Genomic DNA, 21,416 nt, shown 5'->3' on the forward strand with positions numbered 1-21,416 from the left:
CAATTAGCATGACCAATCTTTTAACCTTTTATTCATCTATGTGGAAGGAATTATTATGCTTGAATACAAGGGGAAAAATGCGATACAATACCCGATGTAGGTTTGTACGTATGCTACATACTTAACTATGTGAAGTCATACGTTCAATAGAAACGAATTTTTGAATCAATTATGCCTCGGCATAATTACGTCCGGAATCGGCTTTGTGCTTGCACAAAGAACCTCATCCCGATTCCGTGACATCTGCCGGAGGCTTTAACTTCTTTTAGCGGATGTTTGGACACCCGCTAAAAAAGTGATCTAAAACCGCATTTATCTCACCACCTATAGAATGGGAGACTTCTGTAGCTGACGCATTGCTTTCGCTACCAAGAGATCTGTACCTGTCGCTACGCTTTCGGTCAAAAGACACTTGCTGAAAGAAGTTAAGAAAATACTATATAGAAAGGGTTGTTGACAAAATGGCAAACGAATTTAAAGTTTGCGATGAATGTCAGGCCGTTAACTTAAAAACGTTAATTCCAAAATTAAAGGAAATCGATCCTGATGCAACCATCGAAATTGGCTGTCATTCTTATTGTGGCCCAGGACGTAAAAAAACATTTACCTTTGTAAATAGCCGTCCTGTTGCTGCATTAACGGAAGAAGAACTAATGGAAAAGGTTTTAGCAAAGTTAAAAAAATAAGTAAAACAAAACGCTATCTTCACTAGTCTAGTTGGAGATAGTTTTTGTTTTTTTCTGCATTTTTAATATCTACCGATAGAAGAATCAAAGCTACGAATAACTAACGAAGTGATGGATAGAAGAGCCAGAGCGACGGATAGAATCATCGAAGTGAACGGAAAGAAGAGTCACTTCGATGGATAGAACGTATAAAGTGAGGGGCGAGAAGCTTTACTTTCGCTCCATTGCTTGGAAATTAGGTCAATAGAATCCTAAATTAAGACGAGAATACAGCGAGTTAGGTTGATAGTCTCTATAATTAAAAGTAAATATGTATGCTAGTCCTATATTTATCGCATATAATAGAACAAATAGGAAACGGGGGTGCTGTACAATTGACACATTATGCAAAAGCTAAATTACAAGAGGAAAAAGTATTCAAGGATCCAGTGCATCGCTATGTGCATGTACGGGATCAAGCGATTTGGGATCTAGTTGGTACGAAAGAATTTCAGCGATTACGACGAATTCGCCAGCTCGGTACAACGTTTTTAGTGTTCCATGGAGCGGAGCATAGCCGTTTTAGTCACTCGCTTGGCGTTTACGAAATTGTACGCCGCATAGTAGATGATATATTTGCAGGTCGTCCTGAATGGGATGAGGATGAACGATTGCTTGTGCTTTGTGCAGCCCTATTACACGATTTAGGGCATGGGCCATTTTCACACGCTTTTGAAAATGTCTTTGAGCTTGATCACGAATTTTATACAAGACAAATTTTACTCGGCGATACAGAAGTGAATGCAGTATTAAAAAAAGTATCAGCTGATTTTCCAGAGAAAGTATCACAGGTAATTGAAAAAACATATCCGAATAAGCAGGTTGTCAGTTTAATATCTAGCCAAATAGACGCAGATCGTATGGATTACCTACAGCGTGATGCTTATTTCACTGGCGTAAGCTATGGTCATTTTGATATGGAACGAATTTTAAGAGTGATGCGTCCGCGAAAAAATCAAGTCGTTATTAAGACGACGGGCATGCATGCGGTAGAGGATTATATAATGAGCCGCTATCAAATGTACTTACAAATTTATTTCCACCCAGTATCTCGCAGCGCAGAGGTTGTTTTAAATAATATTTTAAAACGCGCTAAAGAACTAAGCTTGGCAGGCTACAAATTTAAGCACGAGCCTACACACTTTTTAGCGTTTTTCCGTAACTCAATTACGCTTGAAGACTATCTTGCATTAGATGAAAGTATTCTTTTTACATATTTTCAGCTTTGGATGCAAGAGGAAGATGCTATATTAAGTGACTTAAGCCGCCGTTTTGTTAATCGAAAGTTATTTCAGTACATCGATTTAGACCCAGGTGTTGAGTTGGATAAATATCAAAAACTCCAAGAACTCTTCAAGCAAGCTGATTTAAATCCAGAATATTATCTTGTCCATGATACGACGGCAGATCTACCTTATGACTTTTATCGACCTGGAGAGGAAGAAGTGCGTGTTCCTATTTTCTTAGAAATGAAAAATGGAGAGCTACGAGAGCTATCGCGTGAATCTATTATTGTTGATTCTATTTCTGGCCGCATGAAGCGAGATCATAAAGTCTATTTCCCACTAGATTTCTTAGAAGACAACAGTACCCATTCCGATATTAAGAAGCAAATATTAGCCATACTTGAAGGAAAAGGGAAAAAATAAAAAATTTTTTTATGTATAAAAATATGTATATAAAATAATTAAATTAAATAGTATTCCAACATACAAATAGTGAAAAACAGTGAAAGTACTCTAATTGAGTTACTTTCACTGTTTTTTTGTTGTGTATAAAGATGAAAAAAATGGAAAAAATATAAAATTTTTTAGAATCTTTTAAATAAAAAGTCCGTGATTGTTTAGAAATTGTTTAGTATTATCTTTTATAATGAGCCTAAAACCCTATAGGGGGTGAGGCCTATTGTTGAAGGTGTCACAAAAGTACTATGTATACATTCTAATTGTACATCGAATATACATAAGTCATCATGAATACCTACTCCGAGTACTTAATAGAATGTATGACGACAACTGAATAGGAGGAAAGAGAGATCAACCGATGTTTGTAGCATACCTTTACAAAATGTAGAAAGGATGCAACGTCGTCAGCAAACACCAACAGGTATCCCTCTGAACTTAGAAAAGGAGAGAAACATGAGGAAATTTAAAAAACTAAACATAGCAATAATCTTAATGCTACTCGTATTCCAAACAATGCTATCACCGATATCAGTGTTTGCGATTGAAGACACTTCTTCAACACCATTAGAGTTAGAGCAACAAGATCATAACCAGGAAATTGAAAAAGATGGTAAAGAATCTAGTGATATTACTAGTATCAAAAATGGAGAAGGTGGCACAGAAGATAAAAATCCAAGTACATTAGATAAAGATTCAAGTACAGAGGATAAAAATCAAAGTACAGTAGATAAAGATCCAAGTACAGAGGATAAAAATCAAAGTACAGAAGATAAAAATCAAAGTGCAGATGACCTTAAGGGCGAAGGGGACGATGCTAAAAAAACAGTAGAGGGTGAATCACCACAGCTATCGAATGAACAAATAACACCTGGTCTACCTGTTGATAGAGAAGATCCTAATTTTAAAGAGAAAATCACTTTAAAAATTAATGGGGCAGAAGTTTCTGGAACATCGGCACAAGGAAAAGTTGGAGATTTTGTAGAATTTAGAGTGGATTTAGGTTTAGTCCCAGGTCACCAATATAGTGCAGGTTCTACTTTAACTTATACATTGCCGAGTCAATTTGCAGGTCTAAGTGGAGACACACCATTATATTATCAAGGTGCTTTAATTGGTAATGTAGTTGTTTCAGGGCAAACTGCTACTCTTACATTCACGGATAAAATTCGTGATGAAGCTAATGCGGGTACAATAGTAGAAGATGTTTATTTCACTATTAAAGGTGAACTACAATCTGTAGGTGATGGTTGGTTACAGAATATTGAAGTGCCAGGATACCAGACGATTGAATTGAATTTTCAACCAGCTAATAGCGGTCAAGCAGTTTCTAAATCAGGTAAAGCAGACCGTGATGGTAAAAACAGTGAATTTATTACTTGGACAGTAGATGTTAATACGAACTTAGATGTGAATAGTAATACTGGTAATACTATATTTACTGACACATTAATTAATCAACATAGCTTTGAAGGCATTCCAACTGTAACAGAATTAAGTATTTCTCCAACGGGAGCTATATCAGTAGGTAAAGAATTAACACCTGCACCACCGACAACTATTAATGATAATACAATGACAATTGACTTACCAAATAAGCAACATACAGGTTACCGTATTATTTATACAACAAAAGTTGGCGATCCGGGTAATGTTGAAGAGGCAAACTTTGGTAACGTTGCTACTTACAATGGAACATCAACGAAACCAATTTATGTGAATGTTGAATTTGGTACACCTTTAGAAAAGTCAAGTTCAGGTCCTAATATTGCTGATTTAACAACAGAATGGAAGATTAAATACAACTTTAATAAGCGTAATATTCCAGCAAAACAGGCAATATTAACTGATGTATGGGATGAGACACAAATTTTAGCCGGAAATGTAGACGTTTATGATGAGAATGGCACGCCTGTTGCTAAAGAAAAATATAAATTAACTCATAATGGAACAAATGGTTTCGAATTGTCGTTTAATGACGATGTAACAGAAGCATACGTTATTAAATACAAAACTAGGCCTGACGATGGTGTATATCCGACAACTGAAATTACAGTAAAAAATACAGTTACTCGTGAGGATGGTTTGGAAAGTATCGCCTATTCTCATTATAAAAAGAATGAACTAGTATTAGACAAATCTGCTCTTGGCGTTGACTACCAAAATAAAACAATATCATGGAAGATTGTGGCGAACCAAGCGAAATATGGGTTGAAATCAGGTGCAATATTTGAAGATACGTATGGTGATTCATTACTAAAATTAAAAGATGGTAGTTTAACAGTCACAGTTGATGGTAATGAGTTTAAAGACTTTACTTTAGATAAAACAGAAGTTGACGGTAAAGAAACAGGATTTATTCTTAAATTAGAACAGCCTGTTAATGGTGTAATTGAAATTAACTATACAACAGATTATGAAATTAAAGATATTGGTACAAATGATCGTACTTACACTAATACTGTGAAATTGAAAGACACTGGTATATTCAAATCGGAGTCGTCTGATTCAGCAACGCAAAAGGTTAAAGAAGAACAAAAAGCAAATGGTAAAAAAGATGGTTATTATAACTATGAAACAAAAACATTCCATTGGGATGTTGAGCTAAACTTTAACTACAATGAGTTCGAGGATGCGGTGTTTAAAGATACACTAGATCCATCTCAAGAAGTGATTAGTATTACAGTAACTGAAGGTGAATTAAATTCAGCGGGAGAATTTGAACCAGTCTCATCAAAAAAATACACTAATAAATCACCTAACAAAAATGAAATCATGCTCGAATTAGGACCGATTAAAGGACCTTATAAGGTGACGTATACATCAAAAGATGCTGATGCTGTATTCCCACATGGTTCTGATATTACAATTAGTAATAAAGCAGCATTGTATGAAAAAACAAGTACTAAGCCTAACGCAGAATGGGAGAAAGATGTATCGGTTGCTCATACTAAGAACATCTTAGATAAAACAGGCAAACAAGTAGGTAATTCTCCGCAAGTTAACTGGAATTTTAAGTTTAACTATGCTCAGTCACAATTAAATAACATCGTTATTACTGACACTGTAGATAAAGACAGCGAAGGTAATCCAAACCAATTGATTTTAAAAGATTCATTTAAAGTATATGAAATGAATTTTACAGGGACTAATCCAACACCGACTCGTGGTAAAGAAATTAGTTTATCAGATGCTAATTTTAACGTTGATATTGAAAAAGGTACGTTTACATTAAAATTACCTAATGGTGATAAAGCATATTACGTTACGTACTCTACAGTATTTATGGGAGCATCAGGTGAGAGTTTAAACAACACAGTAGATGTTGCTTATACTAGTACAGATGGTGAGCATGGTCAGAATGTATTTAATAAAAACAACTTCACTTATGATGGTGGTGGTAAAGTTGGTAAAGTACCATTCGTCATTATCAAAACGGATGCAGCAACTGGTTTACCAATGGAAAACGTTAAGTTTGACTTACTAGGACCATACACAGGTAACACCGTGTTAGCGTCAAAAACAACACGTGCAGATGGCTATTTAAACTATGGCTTAAAATTAGCGCCAAGTACTGCTGGTAAGAAATATAAAGTAATTGAAGAAACACAGCCAGGCTATGAGCCATTAACAAAAGAGTTTGAACTTGATGAAAAGGAAATCGAAACATCAGGTAAGTATGCTGGTTTCCAAGTGATTGAAATTGAAAACAAACCATTAAGTGGTTTAGCGTGTACAAAATTTGGATTAACAGTATACGATATTGACGGTAAATTAGTTAATGGAACAGTAACATTAGTAAGTGAGGCGACGGGTTTATCAGAAAATTATCCCGTTGAAAACGGTAAAGTTACTTTTACTCCAGACCAAGTTAAAGCTGGTCAATACGATGTTTATGATTCAAACGAAAATAAGCTAGGTAGCGTTACAGTGAAATACGATGATAAATGTAAGGATGAAAATGTAATTCAACCAGCACCTAAGTGCGAAAACTTCACAATCGTGGTTGAAGATACAGACGGAAATATCCGTACAAATATTAAAGATTTAACATTAAAATCAGGTACTACAGAAGTAAAGGCATCAACAGACGCATCAGGCAAGTTTATTTTTGAATCAAACAAAAATAATCCTACAAATGGTGTAAAGCCAGGTGAGTATCTGGCGTACGAAGGTAAACAATTCTTAGGAACAGTAAATTTAACGTATACAAAAGATTGTGGGCATGAATTTATCATTAAACAATTACCAAAATGCGAAGAATTCAAATTAACTGTAAAAGATGTTGATGGTAATAAAATTAAGGATGATACTACAAAAATCGTTGTGAAAGATGCTGCCGGTAAAGAAATTATTAATACAACAACTAAGACAGGCGTTATTGTATTACGGGATTTAGACCCAGGTACTTACGCAGTTGAAGTTGATGGTGAAAAAATTGGTACTTTCCAAACAAATATCGAATGTGAAAAATCAGTTCAACCAGCACCAAAATGTGAACTATTCACATTAACGGTGAAGGATGAAAATAGTAAACCACGTCCTAATGTTAGCAATATCACAATCAAAGATGAAACAGGTGCAATTATTGCTACAAACCAAACGACAAATGAATTAGGACAAATTACTATTGAGCCTAAAGAAATTCCTTCTGGTAAGTATCGTGTATATCAAGGTGATCTATTCATTGGTCAAATAACAGTTAAATATTCAGAAAGTTGTTATGCAGAAGTATCAGCAGCACCTGCCTGTCCTGAGTTTACATTGACTGTACAAACTAAGTTTGGAATGCCTAATGCGAATGCAAAGATCACAGTAAAAGATGCTAATGGAAATATCGTTAAGGGTGTAGACAACAGTGAAGTTCTAACAACTAGTATTACTGGAACGGTTGTATTGCCAAACGAAGCTATTAAACAAGGAACGTACTATATATATGAAGGAAGTAGTTTAATTGGCTCATTTACTGTAAAAGATACATGTTCTGCATTAGTAAAACCAAATTCTGATCCAGGCCCAGGACCAGGTCCAAACCCTGATCCAGGCCCAGGACCAAAACCAGAACCGGAGAAACCAGTTGATCCAAACAAGCCAAAACCAGAACCAGAGAAGCCGGTTGATCCAAACAAACCAAAACCAGAACCAGAGAAACCAGTTGATCCAAACAAGCCAGCTCCAGAACCAGAGAAGTCGGTTGATCCAAACAAACCAAATCCAGAACCGGAGAAACCAGTTGATCCAGAAAATCCAGGTAACTCAACAACAGATTCGAAAAATCCAACAAATCCTGGAAAACCTGAAACAACAAAACCTGGAAAACCATCTGTACAAGAAGTCATTGACCAAGGGAAAGACTTAAAGCCATATAATCCTTCTACAGCAAATAAAGACACTTTAGATGCATATAAGGATTTCCTCGATAAATACAACAAGTTATCTAAAGAGGAACAGGAAGAAGTAGCAAAATCACTTGATATTGACAAAATCAAAGCAGATGCAAAAGAAATGGAAGCGCAGTTAAAGGCGCAGGGTAAACTGCCACAAACAAATGGAGCAAATCAAACAGCTCTTACACTAATTGGTGTGGCTCTCGTTCTAGGTGCATTATTCTTATTGCGACGTCGCAATACAGAAGTGAAATAATTTTCAATAAGAAAGTCCTAAGATTACTCTGTAAGATTAAGTACAGGTAATTGTACTTTGAGTCAAATTTAGTAACACTTTAATAAAATGTTACACATTCAATAAAAAGCACGTTACTAAAAACGAAAAGTTTAGTAATGTGCTTTTTTATTTTTGTATAATTTATTAAAGGATTATACATTTTACAATTTTACTAATAAATAAGTTAAAGTTAGAACAAGCGTTCTGTTATAGGTGGTGTTAGATTGTATTGGTATGATTATTGTCCAAAAGGAATACCGAGTAAATATCAATTATTAGTATTTAAAGATAACCAACATGTCCCTGCATAAACAGATTATTTCTATGATTGTTTAGGAAGAATTGATAAGAGTTCTGCTACGTCTTATTTAAATTGCCTGCTTCCATTTTTTAAATGGTTGGAGCTAGAAAGTAATTATCAAGGGAAACGAGTGAAAAGGAATGATTCATCTGAAATAATACGAATAGTTGTAGAAGATTATTTAATGCTTGAGCTGGCATGTAAAATTCGAGAGATACCTTTCGATTTGTGAAATTAACAAATAAAAGTCCTATTACAATCAGTCGCTTTTTATTAGCATTAAAATCTTTTTATAAGTCGATGATTCGATTGGAGCATTATGCATATAACAATCCATTCATAGATGGGCAAGATATTTTGCATGATTATAGCAATCAACATGGTGTTAGAAAAGATAAACCTAGAATGCCGAATATTTCAGGGACAGAAGATGCTATTCCTCACAGAAGATTAACAGATTCCTATTTCAAAATTATTAAAGAAGAGTGGCACAAATAATAGATGATGGCAATTTACCATATCAAGTTTATCAAGCTGGGGAAAAGTGGATTGGTCACAACGGGAAATGTTGATTGCACGTATGTTGTTCGAAACAGGTGCAAGGATATCTGAAATCATTCAATTAACAATAGGAGACTATCGCCAACTAAAGAGCCATCAAGAAGTTGCTACTTTTAACAAAGGTAGTCATGGTCGAAAAATAAAGTAGCTCTTATAGTTGGTAGATGTGGAACAACAGCACCTGTTTCTTTTTTTCCATATATAGTTCTATTCGTTTTTTGTTACATGGATTAATTTTTGAAACAAATGAGGGGAAAATTGTAACGATTAAAACTCATATTAATAGGGGTTGAAAAATACATTGCAGAAAATCAAGAACGATGGGTAACTAATCAATTTGAGCAGTTTAAGTAGAATAATGAGATACAAAACCAGCCTTGTTAAATTACTTTTAACTAGGCTAATTTTTAACTATCTTGTTCAACTAAAGCACCCGTTAGTTGAACAAGCACTATAAATAATCAATATTCAACTCCCATGAAAGAACTTAATCATCTTTCATTTTCTGTGGTGTAGCGCTGGTTTTTGCGCTACATGGATGGCTAACGGGGCAGATAGTTTAAGAAGGCACTAAAACACAAAAATCCTCACTATTTGTATTCTCTTATCTAAAAAAGCATTTAGATTACAAAGGAAAGCCTTTCTCTAAGGCTGTTTTCGTATAGATTGTTGCTGTTAAAATATAAAAACAGAAATAATCTACAAAATGTGTAGAATCAACTCTGTTTTTATGTTTAAATCGAATATTTAACTAAAGCCCTGTTATTCATTATTTGGTTCTATTATTGGTTTTCCGTCCTTATCCAACAACGGGGTGATTCCCCCTGCATATCCACCCCAACTAAATAAATAATGAACTCCTGTTTCATTATCTACTATTATTCTGTTCCCGTTAGCCACACCAGTTTCTGAAAGGATTTCTTCAAATCTCTTCTTTGATCCTTTATTCTTATCTGAGTTAGTAACCATTTTTTCGCCCCCATATTGGAATAACATTTTTTATACTACGCTCTTGCCTAGTGATTATTACAAAAATAGTAATAAGGCAACAATGTTAATAGCAACAATCTTTTCGAAAACAGCCAAAATTAAAAAGCCCTATCATTAAGGTAACGGGGCAAAGTTAAATAATAAAAAAGAGCGACGTCTATCATCGCTCTTAAAATATTTCAAAATTTACTTTTTTATGTTAAACGTTAGCTTCATAGTGGCCGATGTACCAGCCACCTGAATAGGTGATACCTTTTAAATACCAAGTAACGCCGTTTTCAGTAAAAGAGTTTGCAAAAACATTTTCTTTTTTAGGGATATCCCTAGTAATGATCCCTCGAGTTGAGGCATCTGATTGAGTTGAAGAACTTACAGTGTTTTCTGTACTTGCAAAAGCTGGAGAAGCAGACACAACAGGCACCAATAAGGACAGAGAGAGAGCAGAACTGATTAGAAATTTTTTACCATTCATTTAACAACACTCCTTCAAATATAATTTTTTATGGTACATCTATAATAATTCGACACAAGGGATAATTTCCCTTTTATTTTACATATATTTTTAATTTTTATTTTATTTCCCAATTTATAGTCCTGGTATTATTATTGAATAGATTAGCCCATATAACAAATACACCTGTAAAAAGCATAGCAGAACAAATGTGCATACACGGAATTAACAATAAGGATATCCTCAAAAATTTATCACCAAATTTTCGCCGGGGTGTTGGAATTGACAGTACTTTATACCGTGGAAATATAAAAAACACACCAGTGATTAGACGAACACAAGCTGGAGAATGTGAGCGAATTTCTTTAACCTGTATATGAAGTAATCGTTACATTGGCCTATGCATTAGATTGTAGCAAAGCGAGAGCTTGCGCTTTGATTTTAGAGGAATGTTTGTATGAAGCTACATTTGTTAACCAGTATGTAGAAAATTATTTGGAGGAAAGTGTGGATCCGCAAAAAATGCGTGAATTGCGGAAGTTCATGCAGCAGATAAATAAAAATTCTGTTGAAAAACACTCTTGGACTGAACTGCTTTCGTACATTGTAGATGAAATCAAGACTCCCCTTGTTTCTACACAGGAAATGGTATCTGACTTCGTTATAAATTTTTGGGAACTTTCATAAAAGAATGTTATTCAATAATATTGCCCGATTGTTGAACAACAAGTTAAACAACACTCTTCAACTAAACTGCACCGTTAGTTGAATAAGGTACGATTTTACACCCATTTATACTATAAATAATTTTAACAAATATTCCTAAATATAATTTTAATCACAAATAAAAGCTGAACTAATGCAGAAATTAGTTCAGCTTAAAAATAACTCGTTATAATGTTGCGCATTTCATAAAGAATACTGATGTAACAAGCAAATTACTTTAACTCTTGACTTTTAATTTTAAAAAAATCTTGGGGCTTTTCTTAAACTAAAAAGTTTCTGATAGTTTTGCAGGTGCTTGGTCGAATGGATATTGCTCGACAAAATCTGCTTGTACAGCAAGTCGTTTCGTACCTCTATCAGCGCATGTCACGAGGGTTAAAACAGTTTTATCAGGGATGTCATTAATAACATAAACATCTGTAGCAGCGATAATTTCCTTGATCGTTATTTTGTACTCATAAATATTCGTTAAATCCGTTAAATAAATCGTATCTCCGATGTTCGCCTTGTATAAAGGGCCAAATAAAATATCTTTTTCCTCAAAGTAATGACCTGCTAATGCGTAGTTTCCTTGTCCGAGTTTTTGATTAGGCTTCATAGTGCCTGCTCCAACGGCAAGAGAGGCATTACCAACTCCTTTGACGATAGGAAGTTTCATACCAACACTAGGAACAGCGATACTACCAATGACAGGCATTTTTTTTGCGGTTGTTTGAGCTTTTAAAACTTCTGCAATGGATAAAGATTGCACTGCTTCAAATTCAAAATCGGCATCTGCGTTTTTGTTCTTTTCAATATCGTCTACACTGTAATCAGTTGTATTTAGTTGTTTACTCAAATGAGCGATAATTGCATTTTGAATGGGATTAATAAAAATAAGTAAGAGGCCAACGATGAGCATACAAATGGGTAGTGATAATTTAAATTTATTCATTTCATAGATCACATCCTAGTATTGAAATTCCGTGTTACCGATTGAAGGTCGAGTTAAGCCACAAAAACCGGAGAATCGCCGGTAAAAGGTGAAATTCCGCTGCTAAAATCGAAAAATTCGCCGCTAAAAGGCCAAGTTCCGCCGCTAAAACCGAAAAACGAAGCTATTACAGCTTTCCAAACGTGCAAGGCACTATAAGGCTACATTACGTTAAAAATGGGTAGAGCTTTATATGCTCTACCCGTTTTACTCTTTATTTATCGCTAAAGCGCACGCCTGCAACACCGTAATGATTTTTAGACATTTCTTCGATGAAGACTGTTACATTTTCTGGTGGCGCATTAACTGTACGAGAAACGGCTTCTGTTACTTCTTTTACTAGTGCGCGTTTTTGTTCTTCTGTACGACCTTCAAGCATTTTCACTGTTACGTATGGCATAATATTGCCTCCTTTATTGAATAATGTTGTATAGTGTTTATAAGAAAGTATAAACTTCTTACTTGTATTTAGGCATATGCGCAATGCCAGTGTCGTGTTCATTCCTGTGCTAATGCGCTTAACTATGCTTTACTTTTATAATAGCAGAACGGAGGTAGTTAAAGTATGGCAAATGAAGAAAAAGCAAAACAAAAAATGGGCTTTACTATTATTAAAAATGACCCAACAGATGGACATAAGGGATTTGGTATCGGTTCGCTTTCGCTTGAAAACGTATCGCCAGTCATTATCGATTTAGAAGAGGGGACGGCATCAGTTGAAATTGGTGCTATGCATGCTCGCAGTGATGTGGAACGAGGTATTAAATTTACGACAGATCGTGCTGATTCAGAAGGTGGGAAACCGTATTGGTTGGTTTGGGTGACAATAGACCATAAAGCGGATGGACCTTACTATGCAGGTGTAACTGCGTGTGAAATGGTAGTCAATCGCGAAAAACGTCGAGGCTATAAAATTTTAGCTGATCATGTGAATAAAATGGATAAATCTATGAAGCGTCATATTATTGTTGAACATATGGATGCGCCATCTAAAAAGGTGTTAGCTTCTTTCCTAGAAGAGCTTAATCCGGACTTGTGGGCACGTAGTGAGGAGCAATTGCGTCAAGATTTATTTGTATAATAGACCTACAATGATTGAACAATGTGTGACATTTTACAATCGCTTTCGATATAAGGTTGAAAGTGGATTTGAAACAAAGTAAACTTGATGAAGAGCTTACATTTTAGTAAGCTAGGACGCTTGGTTCTGCGAATGTGATGAGCGCTATGCGGCATTTGAACAACCCAAACCCAAGCCAAATGCCCCATGATGCTCATCTACTTCGCGAACCATAAATAAGAAAAGCTTTCTGTTCCCACGGACACGGCTCCGGGGAAGAGAAAGCTTTTCTTTTTCGTATATGTCTGTACTTTGTCGAGAGCCTTCGTTAATTAAAACGTCTATCTCTGATAAAGGTTCCGCATGTTAATCTTTAAAGATGGAGAATGGAAGCATATTCCAGAATTTTCCCCACGTATTCGTATCGAGAATATCGAAGTTTGAACATTTTTCAGTTGGTACATCTTTCGCATCCATATAAACGAGACGTTGTTTTGGGCAGGCATCTGTTGCTAATTTACCTGATTCAATATCGATGACCGCACCTTTAACGTCTTTAGGCTTTGCAAAATCTTCGTTCTTTGTTCCTTTATTGACAGCCTCCATAAAGTCGATCCAAATTTGCTTTGTAGATGCAGTATCTTCTCTTTCTGTTAGGTTTTTTCCTTGGTCATAGCCGTTCCACACGCCAGCAGTTAAGCTAGGTGTAAATCCAATTAACCATTGATCGCTATTTGTAGAGCCAGATTTGGCTGCATACGTATGCGTCATGCGAGAACGAATGCCAATCCCTGTAGCTGGAGAATAATCACTAAAGACTGGATCGAAAATACCCGTCATCATTTCTGTTAAGATATACGTATTTTCTTTTGATAGAACAGTCTCATCTTCTTTATCAGCTTCTTTATTTTCATAGATGATATCGCCATTCGCATTTTTAATAGAAACAATAGTAGTAGGCGTAGTTTTTTTACCTTGCGATGCTAAAATATTATAAGCATTCGTCATTTCATATAATGTTGTTTCAGTCGTTCCAAGCGCGATGGATAAATTGTCCTTAGTACCGATATTCACGTTGAAGCGATCAGCTATATTATGAAATGCTTTAAATCCAATTTCCTCTAAAGTTTTCACAGCGTAAATATTATCTGAAATAGCGATAGCCTGGGCCATTGACATATCATGGTTTGCAAATTTGCCATTAACATTTTTTGGTGCATATGTGGCACGTCCATGATCATAAGTGAAAGTTGTCTCACCTACATTTAAATAGGTTAAAGGTGTATAACCATTCTCTAAAGCTGCCGCATATAAAATAGGTTTAATGGTTGAGCCTGGCTGACGTTTTGCCTGTGTAACTCGGTTAAATGAACTTGTAGCATAGTCACGACCACCAACTAATGCTGTAACGGCGCCTGTTTTGGATTTCATACTAACAAAAGCAGTTTGAAGATCGTCGTTAGGCATATGTTTGGCTACAGCTCCCTCTGCTGCCTTTTGGTGTTCTAGATTAAGAGTTGTTTGGATAGTCCAGCCACCTTCACTAATGTCGAGATTTTTCGATTTCAAAATTTCACTAGCCTCTTGCCATGCTACATCAAGGAAAAATGGTGCTACAGATTTTGCTGCAACCCAACTATCATTCTTTAAGACAAGCTTTTCACTTTCTGCACGTGTTTTTTCATCTTGCGTAATAGCACCTTGATCGGCCATCAGTTTTAAAATAACTTGTTGGCGATTAGTTGCTTTATCTAGATTGACAATAGGAGAGTAAATACTTGGACCTTTTGGAATTCCTGTTAACATTGCAGCTTCTGCTAATGTTAAATCTTTTGCTGATTTTCCGAAATAAAATCGACTAGCTGCTTCTACGCCGTACATACCATGTCCGTAGTAAACAGTATTTAAGTAGCCTTCCAATATTTCATCCTTATCATAAAAAACTTCTAATCTATAAGCATACAGTGCTTCATTTAATTTTCGTGTCCATGATTTTTCATGTGAAAGATATAGATTTCGAGCATATTGTTGCGTAATTGTACTTGCTCCTTGAACCTTACCTCCAGCCTTAAGATCAACTAATACTGCACCAGCGATACGAGAAAAATCAAAACCGCTGTGCTTATAATAATCTTTATCCTCAACAGCGACTACTGCTTTTGCTAAATAGGGGGACATCTCATCACGCCCAACCCAATAACGTCGTTCATTCGTAAAGTGATCTCCAATTTGGTTCTCATTTTCATCTAAGAAAATAGAGGCTTTAGGTACGGTTAAAGGTGGGGCACCAGCCACTTGAACATAGACGCGTAAAGCTATAAATGCTACTACAATTGCAGATGTAAAGGCGATAAAAAGGGTAAGTACTTTACGCGTACGCTTTACACGCTTTTGTTTACGTTGATAGCTTTTTCTCTGCATCTGACTTCACCTCGTTTTCTCACACTTGCGTATAGTATGTGTCTGAACATTCATATTTAATCGAAATTATTGGTAAAAACTATTGCACTTTATTCAAAAACATCTATACTTTTTTTGTACTGTTTGAAATGCTAGTGTTCGACAAAAAAACACACATTGTAGATTTTAATCGAATTTTGCTAGACGTTCCAATAATGTATACGAGGATACAAGGATAGAGGTTTCATTACATTCCTGTAAGTCCTTAATAGAGTAGTGATAAAAGGTTCATCATTGAAGGATTTGAATGACATTTTGCTAGAACATATGTCATGTGAATAAGGTGATTGGAGTGATGAAAATGGATGCTCCAGAAACGCCCAGAACGGGATATCAACTCTAGTGGTGAAAATGAATTTAATAATTTTTTATATAGTGGAGGTCGAGTAATGAGATTTGATGAAGCTTATTCAGGAAACGTTTTTATAAAAAGTCATCCTATATATGAGGATGCTCAGGCGGTCATTTATGGTATGCCAATGGACTGGACAGTTAGTTATCGTCCAGGCTCACGTTTTGGTCCACAGCGTATCCGTGAAGTATCTATTGGGCTAGAGGAATATAGTCCGTATTTAGACCGTGAGCTAGATGAAGTGAAATATTTTGATGCGGGTGATATACCGTTACCATTCGGTAATGCACAGCGCTCATTAGATGAGATTGAAAAGTATATCGAGAAGCTTTTAGCAGACGGCAAGATTCCTGTAGGTATGGGTGGCGAACATTTAGTATCGTGGCCTGTTATGAAAGCTGTATCTGCCAAATATGATGACCTAGCAATTATCCACTTCGATGCACATACAGACTTACGTGTAGAATATGAAGGGGAGCCACTTTCTCACTCAACGCCGATTCGCAAAATTGCTGAACATATCGGACCAAAAAATGTCTATTCATTTGGTATTCGTTCAGGTATGAAGGAAGAGTTTGAATGGGCAAAGGAAAATGGCATGCACATTTCAAAATTTGAAGTGCTAGAACCATTAAAAGAAGTATTGCCGTCTTTAGCAGGACGTAATGTTTACGTAACAATTGATATAGATGTACTTGATCCCGCACATGCACCTGGTACAGGAACAGTAGATTGCGGAGGCATTACATCAAAAGAATTACTAGCGTCAATCCATGCGATTGCAGCAAGTAACGTCAATGTAGTGGGCTTTGACCTAGTTGAAGTAGCACCAATTTACGACTCATCTGAAATGACAGCAAATACAGCTTCTAAATTGCTAAGAGAAATGATTTTGGGCTGGATCAAATAAGTAGGGTATTTGAAATGAAGTGGTTGGAACGGGGTTAGCGATAAGCTAGCCCCATTTTCCTTATCCTTTTCATTATAAAAAAGAAGACGCCATCCAAAGATAGCGCCTTGATATTTCGAATAGTTCTATTAAGGGTTCGTTGACCAAAGTCCAGCATGCTTTAATACAACACGTGGATGAAGTTTTAGCTGAGCAACCATTAAATCTGCTAAATCTTCTGCTTGCATCACTTTTTCTGGATTGCCGTCTGTTAAGTTAAGCTCAACCGCCATATCCGTAGCAACTGTACTTGGCGTTAATGTTGTAACGCGAATGTTTTTCTTACGCACTTCAAGCATTAATGATTCACTTAGTCCGATAACCGCAGCTTTTGAAGCCGAGTATGCGCTTGTAATCGGTGCACCTTTTTGACCAGCTGTTGATGAGATATTAATGATGTCGCCTGTGTTGCGCTCTAACATCTCCGGTAATACAGTACGTGTTGTGTAGTACACACCTTTTACATTGACATCGATAATATTTGTCCACTCTTCAGGTGTTAAGTCCATGAAGTTACCGAATTTTGAAATTCCAGCATTGTTTACTAAAATGTCGATGGCGCCAAGTTCTCCGCGAATAGATTCAACGGCTTTAGTAATAGAGTCTAAATCCGCCACATTTGCCACAGCGATTGCAACCTTCACATCATACTGCTTAAGTTCCTCTGCAACTTGTTGTAAATTTTCAAGAGTACGTCCAACAAGACCTACGTGAATACCTTCTTGCGCAAAAGCTACTGCTGTAGCACGTCCGATTCCACGCCCAGCTCCTGTAATTAACGCTACTTTTCCTGCGATTGTTTGCATGTTTTTTGCTCCTTCGGTTGAGATAATTTTATTTAGACGAAAAAATAGATTAAGATTTGTCTTTAAGACTATCCTCATTTTACTACGGTTTTATACATTGTGAAGAGTGCACTTTTTGGTGCGGAGGTTACTAAAAGTTACTTATACGAAAAGGGAGTTAGCTCTATGTCAGATAAATTAAGAGAAGAGATAAAAGAGAGAATAGTAAATAACGATTACCATTGTGAAAAAGAACTTACATTATCAATCATTAGTGGTAAATGGAAGGTCGTTATTCTGTGGCATTTAGGCGTCGAAGGACCACATCGTTTCAGTGAGCTTCAAAGACTTTTTCCGAAAATATCTCATAAGATATTATCAAACCAATTACGTGAACTGATGGAAGATGGAATTGTTCATCGAGAAGTGTTTCCAGAAGTCCCTCCGAAAGTTGAATATTCTATGACAGAACTAGGGATGACGTTATTACCAATCGTTGAGATGATGTATGAATGGGGGAAAAATAGAATCGATCAAATTAAACAAGAAAGCAATAACTAGGTCATATAGGATAATTTAAATTGTAAGTCTGTTTTTTGAATTTTGTACTTTATTTCTATAAACAAGCTGTTTGAGATGGTAGAACTTCCCTTGACTTTTAACGTCTTTTTTGTAAAAGGGGTGAGCTAAAATGGGAGTTTGGTATTTCTTAATCCTATTTGTAGGGCTATTTTTCGTATTTAAAGGAATATTTATGAAAAAGCAATCTTTGTTAATAAAGAAAATTAGTATTGTATTTGTAGGATTATTATGTATTTCATTCTCAATATTTATGTTTTCGCCAGGTAGTGCAGAAATAATTTCGGATTTGTTAAATTTGGAATAAGGAATATCTAGATAATTTAATTTATTTTATAAGGGGCTATAAGTGGGGAAGCGTAATGAGCTCACTTTTAGCCCTGCTTGCTTTTTCATTCCAGACATCAGTAGTATTGGGAGTTTACGGACTTTCTTGGGAAAAGAAAGCTCATTTACAAAGTGAGCTTTTTTATTCTTGGAATTTTTTTGAATACCTTATTGACATTGGTAGGAAAATACTGTTACATTATAGGTAACTAGTGTTACCTATTGAGAGGAGGCAAATTTTTTTGGCGCCAAAAGAGCGGTTTACGGAAGAAATTTTAATGGATTGTGCTTTTGAAATGGCTAGGAAGAGTGGGATTGATAGTGTTAATGCAAGAGATTTAGCAAAAGAGTTAGGTTGTTCGACAAAGCCTATATTTCGATTATTCTCGAGTATGGACGATTTAAAGTCTGCAATATATGAAAGGGCTAGCAATCTATACAACGAAAGAATGTTTCAGGGCTTGCAAGAAAGTTCTTTTTTAGGAATGGGGTTAGCTTATATTAATTTTGCTCGCGAGGAAAAAAAGTTCTTTGAGCTATTATTCCTATCCAATAAGTATGAGATATCGAGCTTTTCAAATTTAATAAATGACGTAGAAAACCAAGGAATTATAGCGCTAATTTCTAAATTAACGGGATTAACCCAAACCTCTGCTAAATCTCTATTTATCGATATATGGTTAACTACGCATGGTATAGCGACAATGTGTGCGACGAATACTTGCGATTTAGACAGCTCGGAAATTGAGGGTATTTTAAAAGATGTTTTTGAAGGCGTTAAACTAAAATTATTGAATGGAGAGAATAAATGAAAATGAAGAATTCACCTATTCTTTTATCGATACTATTTACTATGCTTGCACTTGTTTTTCCTTTCGTAGCTGGTGTAATTATAGCTGTCAAAAATATAAGTAGCTTAAGCTCTTTAGTTTTAATTCAATTTATTGCCTTTGCAGTTGGTGTACTAGTTACTCTTTGGATCATGAAAAAAAGTAAATTCTCTTTCCAAGATTTTGGGTTTAGAAGATTTAAAGCAGAGGCTTGGATGGTTGTTATCATTGTTTCTGAGCTGGTTACATTCTTGAATGGTATTACTGATAAAGATGGTTTTTCTGCGCAGTATGTATTTATTTTACTTCTATTTGTTATTGCCGTTGGTTTTTGTGAAGAGCTTATTTTCCGAGGCCTAGTTTTCAAATATTTATCAGCAAAAGGGCTTAAAGTGGCTATTATAGGTTCCTCAATTTTATTTGGTATTGGACATTTTACAAATTTACTTTCCGGTCAGGATTTTTTAATGACATTACTACAGGTTACTTATGCATGCCTCTTTGGGCTAGTTTGTGCAGAAATTGTAGCAAAGACAAAAAGTATTATATTTCCAATTATCTGGCACGCTACGCATGATTTTATTGCTTTTATGACCGATAGTGAGCCGAATGTTCTTGCTATTTCGATTTATGTCTTTCATTGTTTAGTGTTAATGGGTTTCGCAATTTATTTCTGGAAAGCTTTATTTCCTAAAAAGGCTGTTATGAATTTAAAAAATCCTGAGAGTTACGTTTAGACTCGACAAGCAAAAAAGCATCTACTCGTTAAATTTGAGTGGATGCTTTTTTGTCTAAAGCTTCAAATCTGACATTTCCTCCAGAAATAAGGAAGCACACTTTTTCATTTTTACGAATAGGTAAAATTCCTTGCAGGGCAGCGCCAATGCCGATAGAAGAGGAGGGCTCCGCAATAATTTTACCCGCAGAGAGTAAGGTTTTCATCCCACGTTGAATCATTACTTCATCTACACTTACAATCTCATCGACAAGCTGTTGAACAATTGGGAAGTTCCGTTCCCCAGGCTGTAAAGTTAGTAGAGCATCAGCCAAAGATTTTTGTTCCGCTAAAAGCAATCTTACGCCTGCCTCTAAGCTTTTTGTATAACGCGAAACAACAGCAGGTTCCACACCAATTACGTTGATATGAGGGGCTATGGATTTGACAGCAGTTGCAACGCCACTAATTAATCCACCACCGCCAATAGGAACAACAATAGTATCGACTTCAGGAAGCTGTGCTACAATTTCCAATCCTACTGTTCCTTGTCCTGCCATAATATCGTAATCATCATAAGGATGTATATTGCAATAGCCATGATCACGACTAAGTTTTTCAGTTAGAACATGTCTTTCTGCCAGCTTACACTGTACAACTTCTGCACCTAAGGCAAGTATTCCATCAACCTTAACGCTAGGAGCTGAATCCGGTAGAACAATTGTCGCCTTACTATTTAATAGCTTGGCAGCATAGGCGACACCTTTACCATGATTACCAGAGGATGCAGCAACTACGCCTTTTTGTAGTTGTTCTAGTGGCATGGAAAGCATTTTATTGAGAGCCCCTCGAAGCTTAAAGGAGTTTGTTTTTTGCAAATTCTCGGCTTTTATGTAGACGTGACATCCTAAAAGATGATCGAGCCCATTTAAACGAATAATAGGCGTTTCATATATATAAGATGAGATTCTTCGTTTAGCGTCATGAATTTGTTCAAATGTTAACATACAACAACCCTCATTTCATTAAAATGATAGAATACTCAATTTCTTTAATATAACTGTAGACTTACAGGCAAATTGTGTCAATCATGAAATAATAAGGTTTATCACCAAAAGTTGTGGATGACTTTTGTTAAAACGTCTACTATGTAAATAGTTGATTGGAGTGGAGACTGGGCGACTCTCCGGAGATCAGCAATAGAGGAACGAAGGCTAAAAGCATCACATCCTGTGATAACGCCTTCGTGACCAACATCGTGTTGGCCCGAGACCCTGCAGCGCAGC

The 21,416-nt window shown here is 35.9% G+C and carries 19 protein-coding genes; 12 read left to right on the top strand and 7 right to left on the bottom strand.

What is annotated here, in order from left to right; all coding sequences use genetic code 11:
- Positions 1-461: 461 nt before the first annotated feature.
- The 5 genes from ACIQZA_RS24315 (at position 462) to ACIQZA_RS24335 (ending at position 9,081) form a co-directional block, all read left to right on the top strand.
- Positions 462-686: a YuzB family protein gene (locus ACIQZA_RS24315; protein ID WP_049667962.1), complete on the top strand. Its 225-nt coding sequence runs from the start codon at positions 462-464 to the stop codon at positions 684-686.
- Positions 687-1,000: 314 nt separating this feature from the next.
- A complete protein-coding gene (locus ACIQZA_RS24320) occupies positions 1,001-2,374 on the top strand; it encodes an HD domain-containing protein (protein WP_400941985.1) in 1,374 nt (457 codons plus the stop codon).
- Between the two features lie 489 nt (positions 2,375-2,863).
- Positions 2,864-8,050: a collagen binding domain-containing protein gene (locus tag ACIQZA_RS24325; protein ID WP_402884450.1), complete on the top strand. Its 5,187-nt coding sequence runs from the start codon at positions 2,864-2,866 to the stop codon at positions 8,048-8,050.
- 550 nt (positions 8,051-8,600) lie between these two features.
- Entirely contained in the window at positions 8,601-8,870 is a 270-nt protein-coding gene (locus ACIQZA_RS24330; RefSeq protein ID WP_400941989.1) for a hypothetical protein, read from the top strand.
- 46 nt (positions 8,871-8,916) lie between these two features.
- Positions 8,917-9,081, top strand: a complete 165-nt coding sequence (locus ACIQZA_RS24335; protein WP_400941992.1) for a hypothetical protein — start codon at positions 8,917-8,919, stop codon at positions 9,079-9,081.
- Between the two features lie 614 nt (positions 9,082-9,695).
- Here ACIQZA_RS24335 and ACIQZA_RS24340 read toward each other — a convergent pair.
- Entirely contained in the window at positions 9,696-9,902 is a 207-nt protein-coding gene (locus ACIQZA_RS24340) for a DUF6440 family protein (protein ID WP_248717467.1), read from the bottom strand.
- Between the two features lie 220 nt (positions 9,903-10,122).
- Entirely contained in the window at positions 10,123-10,395 is a 273-nt protein-coding gene (locus ACIQZA_RS24345; RefSeq protein ID WP_400935912.1) for an LCI fold-containing protein, read from the bottom strand.
- A gap of 414 nt (positions 10,396-10,809) precedes the next feature.
- Between ACIQZA_RS24345 and ACIQZA_RS24350 the strand changes: the two genes are divergently transcribed.
- Positions 10,810-11,061, top strand: a complete 252-nt coding sequence (locus tag ACIQZA_RS24350; protein WP_132363378.1) for a hypothetical protein — start codon at positions 10,810-10,812, stop codon at positions 11,059-11,061.
- Between the two features lie 304 nt (positions 11,062-11,365).
- Here ACIQZA_RS24350 and ACIQZA_RS24355 read toward each other — a convergent pair whose 3' ends face one another.
- Positions 11,366-12,034: a class A sortase gene (locus tag ACIQZA_RS24355; RefSeq protein WP_402884448.1), complete on the bottom strand. Its 669-nt coding sequence runs from the start codon at positions 12,032-12,034 to the stop codon at positions 11,366-11,368.
- A 253-nt stretch (positions 12,035-12,287) separates the two neighbouring features.
- A complete protein-coding gene (locus ACIQZA_RS24360) occupies positions 12,288-12,473 on the bottom strand; it encodes a 2-hydroxymuconate tautomerase (RefSeq protein WP_053484500.1) in 186 nt (61 codons plus the stop codon).
- A gap of 165 nt (positions 12,474-12,638) precedes the next feature.
- Here ACIQZA_RS24360 and ACIQZA_RS24365 point away from each other — a divergent pair, with 165 nt between their 5' ends.
- Positions 12,639-13,154, top strand: a complete 516-nt coding sequence (locus ACIQZA_RS24365; protein ID WP_402884446.1) for a YwhD family protein — start codon at positions 12,639-12,641, stop codon at positions 13,152-13,154.
- 345 nt (positions 13,155-13,499) lie between these two features.
- Here the strand turns inward: ACIQZA_RS24365 and ACIQZA_RS24370 are convergent, their stop codons facing one another.
- Positions 13,500-15,554 carry a transglycosylase domain-containing protein gene (locus ACIQZA_RS24370; RefSeq protein ID WP_402884445.1) on the bottom strand — a complete coding sequence of 685 codons (2,055 nt, stop codon included), beginning with the start codon at positions 15,552-15,554 and terminating at the stop codon, positions 13,500-13,502.
- Between the two features lie 428 nt (positions 15,555-15,982).
- Here ACIQZA_RS24370 and speB point away from each other — a divergent pair, with 428 nt between their 5' ends.
- Positions 15,983-16,855: an agmatinase gene (gene speB, locus ACIQZA_RS24375; protein ID WP_400935920.1), complete on the top strand. Its 873-nt coding sequence runs from the start codon at positions 15,983-15,985 to the stop codon at positions 16,853-16,855.
- Between the two features lie 128 nt (positions 16,856-16,983).
- Here the strand turns inward: speB and ACIQZA_RS24380 are convergent, their stop codons facing one another.
- Positions 16,984-17,700 carry a 3-ketoacyl-ACP reductase gene (locus ACIQZA_RS24380; protein ID WP_400935922.1) on the bottom strand — a complete coding sequence of 239 codons (717 nt, stop codon included), beginning with the start codon at positions 17,698-17,700 and terminating at the stop codon, positions 16,984-16,986.
- Between the two features lie 165 nt (positions 17,701-17,865).
- On the opposite strand from ACIQZA_RS24380, the gene ACIQZA_RS24385 reads away from it, so the two are divergent.
- The 4 genes from ACIQZA_RS24385 (at position 17,866) to ACIQZA_RS24400 (ending at position 20,152) form a co-directional block, all read left to right on the top strand.
- Positions 17,866-18,240, top strand: coding sequence for a winged helix-turn-helix transcriptional regulator (locus ACIQZA_RS24385; RefSeq protein WP_400935924.1), 375 nt, complete (start codon positions 17,866-17,868; stop codon positions 18,238-18,240).
- Between the two features lie 130 nt (positions 18,241-18,370).
- Positions 18,371-18,565 carry a hypothetical protein gene (locus ACIQZA_RS24390; RefSeq protein WP_400935926.1) on the top strand — a complete coding sequence of 65 codons (195 nt, stop codon included), beginning with the start codon at positions 18,371-18,373 and terminating at the stop codon, positions 18,563-18,565.
- 262 nt (positions 18,566-18,827) lie between these two features.
- Positions 18,828-19,397, top strand: coding sequence for a TetR/AcrR family transcriptional regulator (locus tag ACIQZA_RS24395; RefSeq protein ID WP_400935928.1), 570 nt, complete (start codon positions 18,828-18,830; stop codon positions 19,395-19,397).
- Positions 19,394-20,152, top strand: coding sequence for a CPBP family intramembrane glutamic endopeptidase (locus ACIQZA_RS24400; RefSeq protein WP_402884441.1), 759 nt, complete (start codon positions 19,394-19,396; stop codon positions 20,150-20,152). The genes ACIQZA_RS24395 and ACIQZA_RS24400 overlap by 4 nt, the downstream gene beginning before the upstream one ends.
- Before the next feature lie 28 nt (positions 20,153-20,180).
- Here ACIQZA_RS24400 and ACIQZA_RS24405 read toward each other — a convergent pair whose 3' ends face one another.
- Positions 20,181-21,137 carry a threonine ammonia-lyase gene (locus tag ACIQZA_RS24405; protein ID WP_402884439.1) on the bottom strand — a complete coding sequence of 319 codons (957 nt, stop codon included), beginning with the start codon at positions 21,135-21,137 and terminating at the stop codon, positions 20,181-20,183.
- Positions 21,138-21,416: the final 279 nt, after the last annotated feature.

Origin of the sequence: Lysinibacillus sp. NPDC096382, assembly GCF_044762845.1 — a bacterium.
GTDB lineage: Bacteria > Bacillota > Bacilli > Bacillales_A > Planococcaceae > Lysinibacillus.

What these genes read in the sequence shown, in the direction of transcription:
- speB (WP_400935920.1), top strand. Translation starts at nt 15,983, where the DNA reads ATGAGATTTGATGAAGCTTATTCAGGAAACGTTTTTATAAAAAGTCAT.
- ACIQZA_RS24360 (WP_053484500.1), bottom strand. Translation starts at nt 12,473, where the DNA reads ATGCCATACGTAACAGTGAAAATGCTTGAAGGTCGTACAGAAGAACAA.
- ACIQZA_RS24400 (WP_402884441.1), top strand. Translation starts at nt 19,394, where the DNA reads ATGAAAATGAAGAATTCACCTATTCTTTTATCGATACTATTTACTATG.
- ACIQZA_RS24390 (WP_400935926.1), top strand. Translation starts at nt 18,371, where the DNA reads ATGGGAGTTTGGTATTTCTTAATCCTATTTGTAGGGCTATTTTTCGTA.
- ACIQZA_RS24380 (WP_400935922.1), bottom strand. Translation starts at nt 17,700, where the DNA reads ATGCAAACAATCGCAGGAAAAGTAGCGTTAATTACAGGAGCTGGGCGT.
- ACIQZA_RS24355 (WP_402884448.1), bottom strand. Translation starts at nt 12,034, where the DNA reads ATGAATAAATTTAAATTATCACTACCCATTTGTATGCTCATCGTTGGC.
- ACIQZA_RS24320 (WP_400941985.1), top strand. Translation starts at nt 1,001, where the DNA reads ATGCTAGTCCTATATTTATCGCATATAATAGAACAAATAGGAAACGGG.
- ACIQZA_RS24405 (WP_402884439.1), bottom strand. Translation starts at nt 21,137, where the DNA reads ATGTTAACATTTGAACAAATTCATGACGCTAAACGAAGAATCTCATCT.
- ACIQZA_RS24385 (WP_400935924.1), top strand. Translation starts at nt 17,866, where the DNA reads ATGTCAGATAAATTAAGAGAAGAGATAAAAGAGAGAATAGTAAATAAC.
- ACIQZA_RS24315 (WP_049667962.1), top strand. Translation starts at nt 462, where the DNA reads ATGGCAAACGAATTTAAAGTTTGCGATGAATGTCAGGCCGTTAACTTA.
- ACIQZA_RS24345 (WP_400935912.1), bottom strand. Translation starts at nt 10,395, where the DNA reads ATGAATGGTAAAAAATTTCTAATCAGTTCTGCTCTCTCTCTGTCCTTA.
- ACIQZA_RS24365 (WP_402884446.1), top strand. Translation starts at nt 12,639, where the DNA reads ATGGCAAATGAAGAAAAAGCAAAACAAAAAATGGGCTTTACTATTATT.
- ACIQZA_RS24370 (WP_402884445.1), bottom strand. Translation starts at nt 15,554, where the DNA reads ATGCAGAGAAAAAGCTATCAACGTAAACAAAAGCGTGTAAAGCGTACG.
- ACIQZA_RS24340 (WP_248717467.1), bottom strand. Translation starts at nt 9,902, where the DNA reads ATGGTTACTAACTCAGATAAGAATAAAGGATCAAAGAAGAGATTTGAA.
- ACIQZA_RS24325 (WP_402884450.1), top strand. Translation starts at nt 2,864, where the DNA reads ATGAGGAAATTTAAAAAACTAAACATAGCAATAATCTTAATGCTACTC.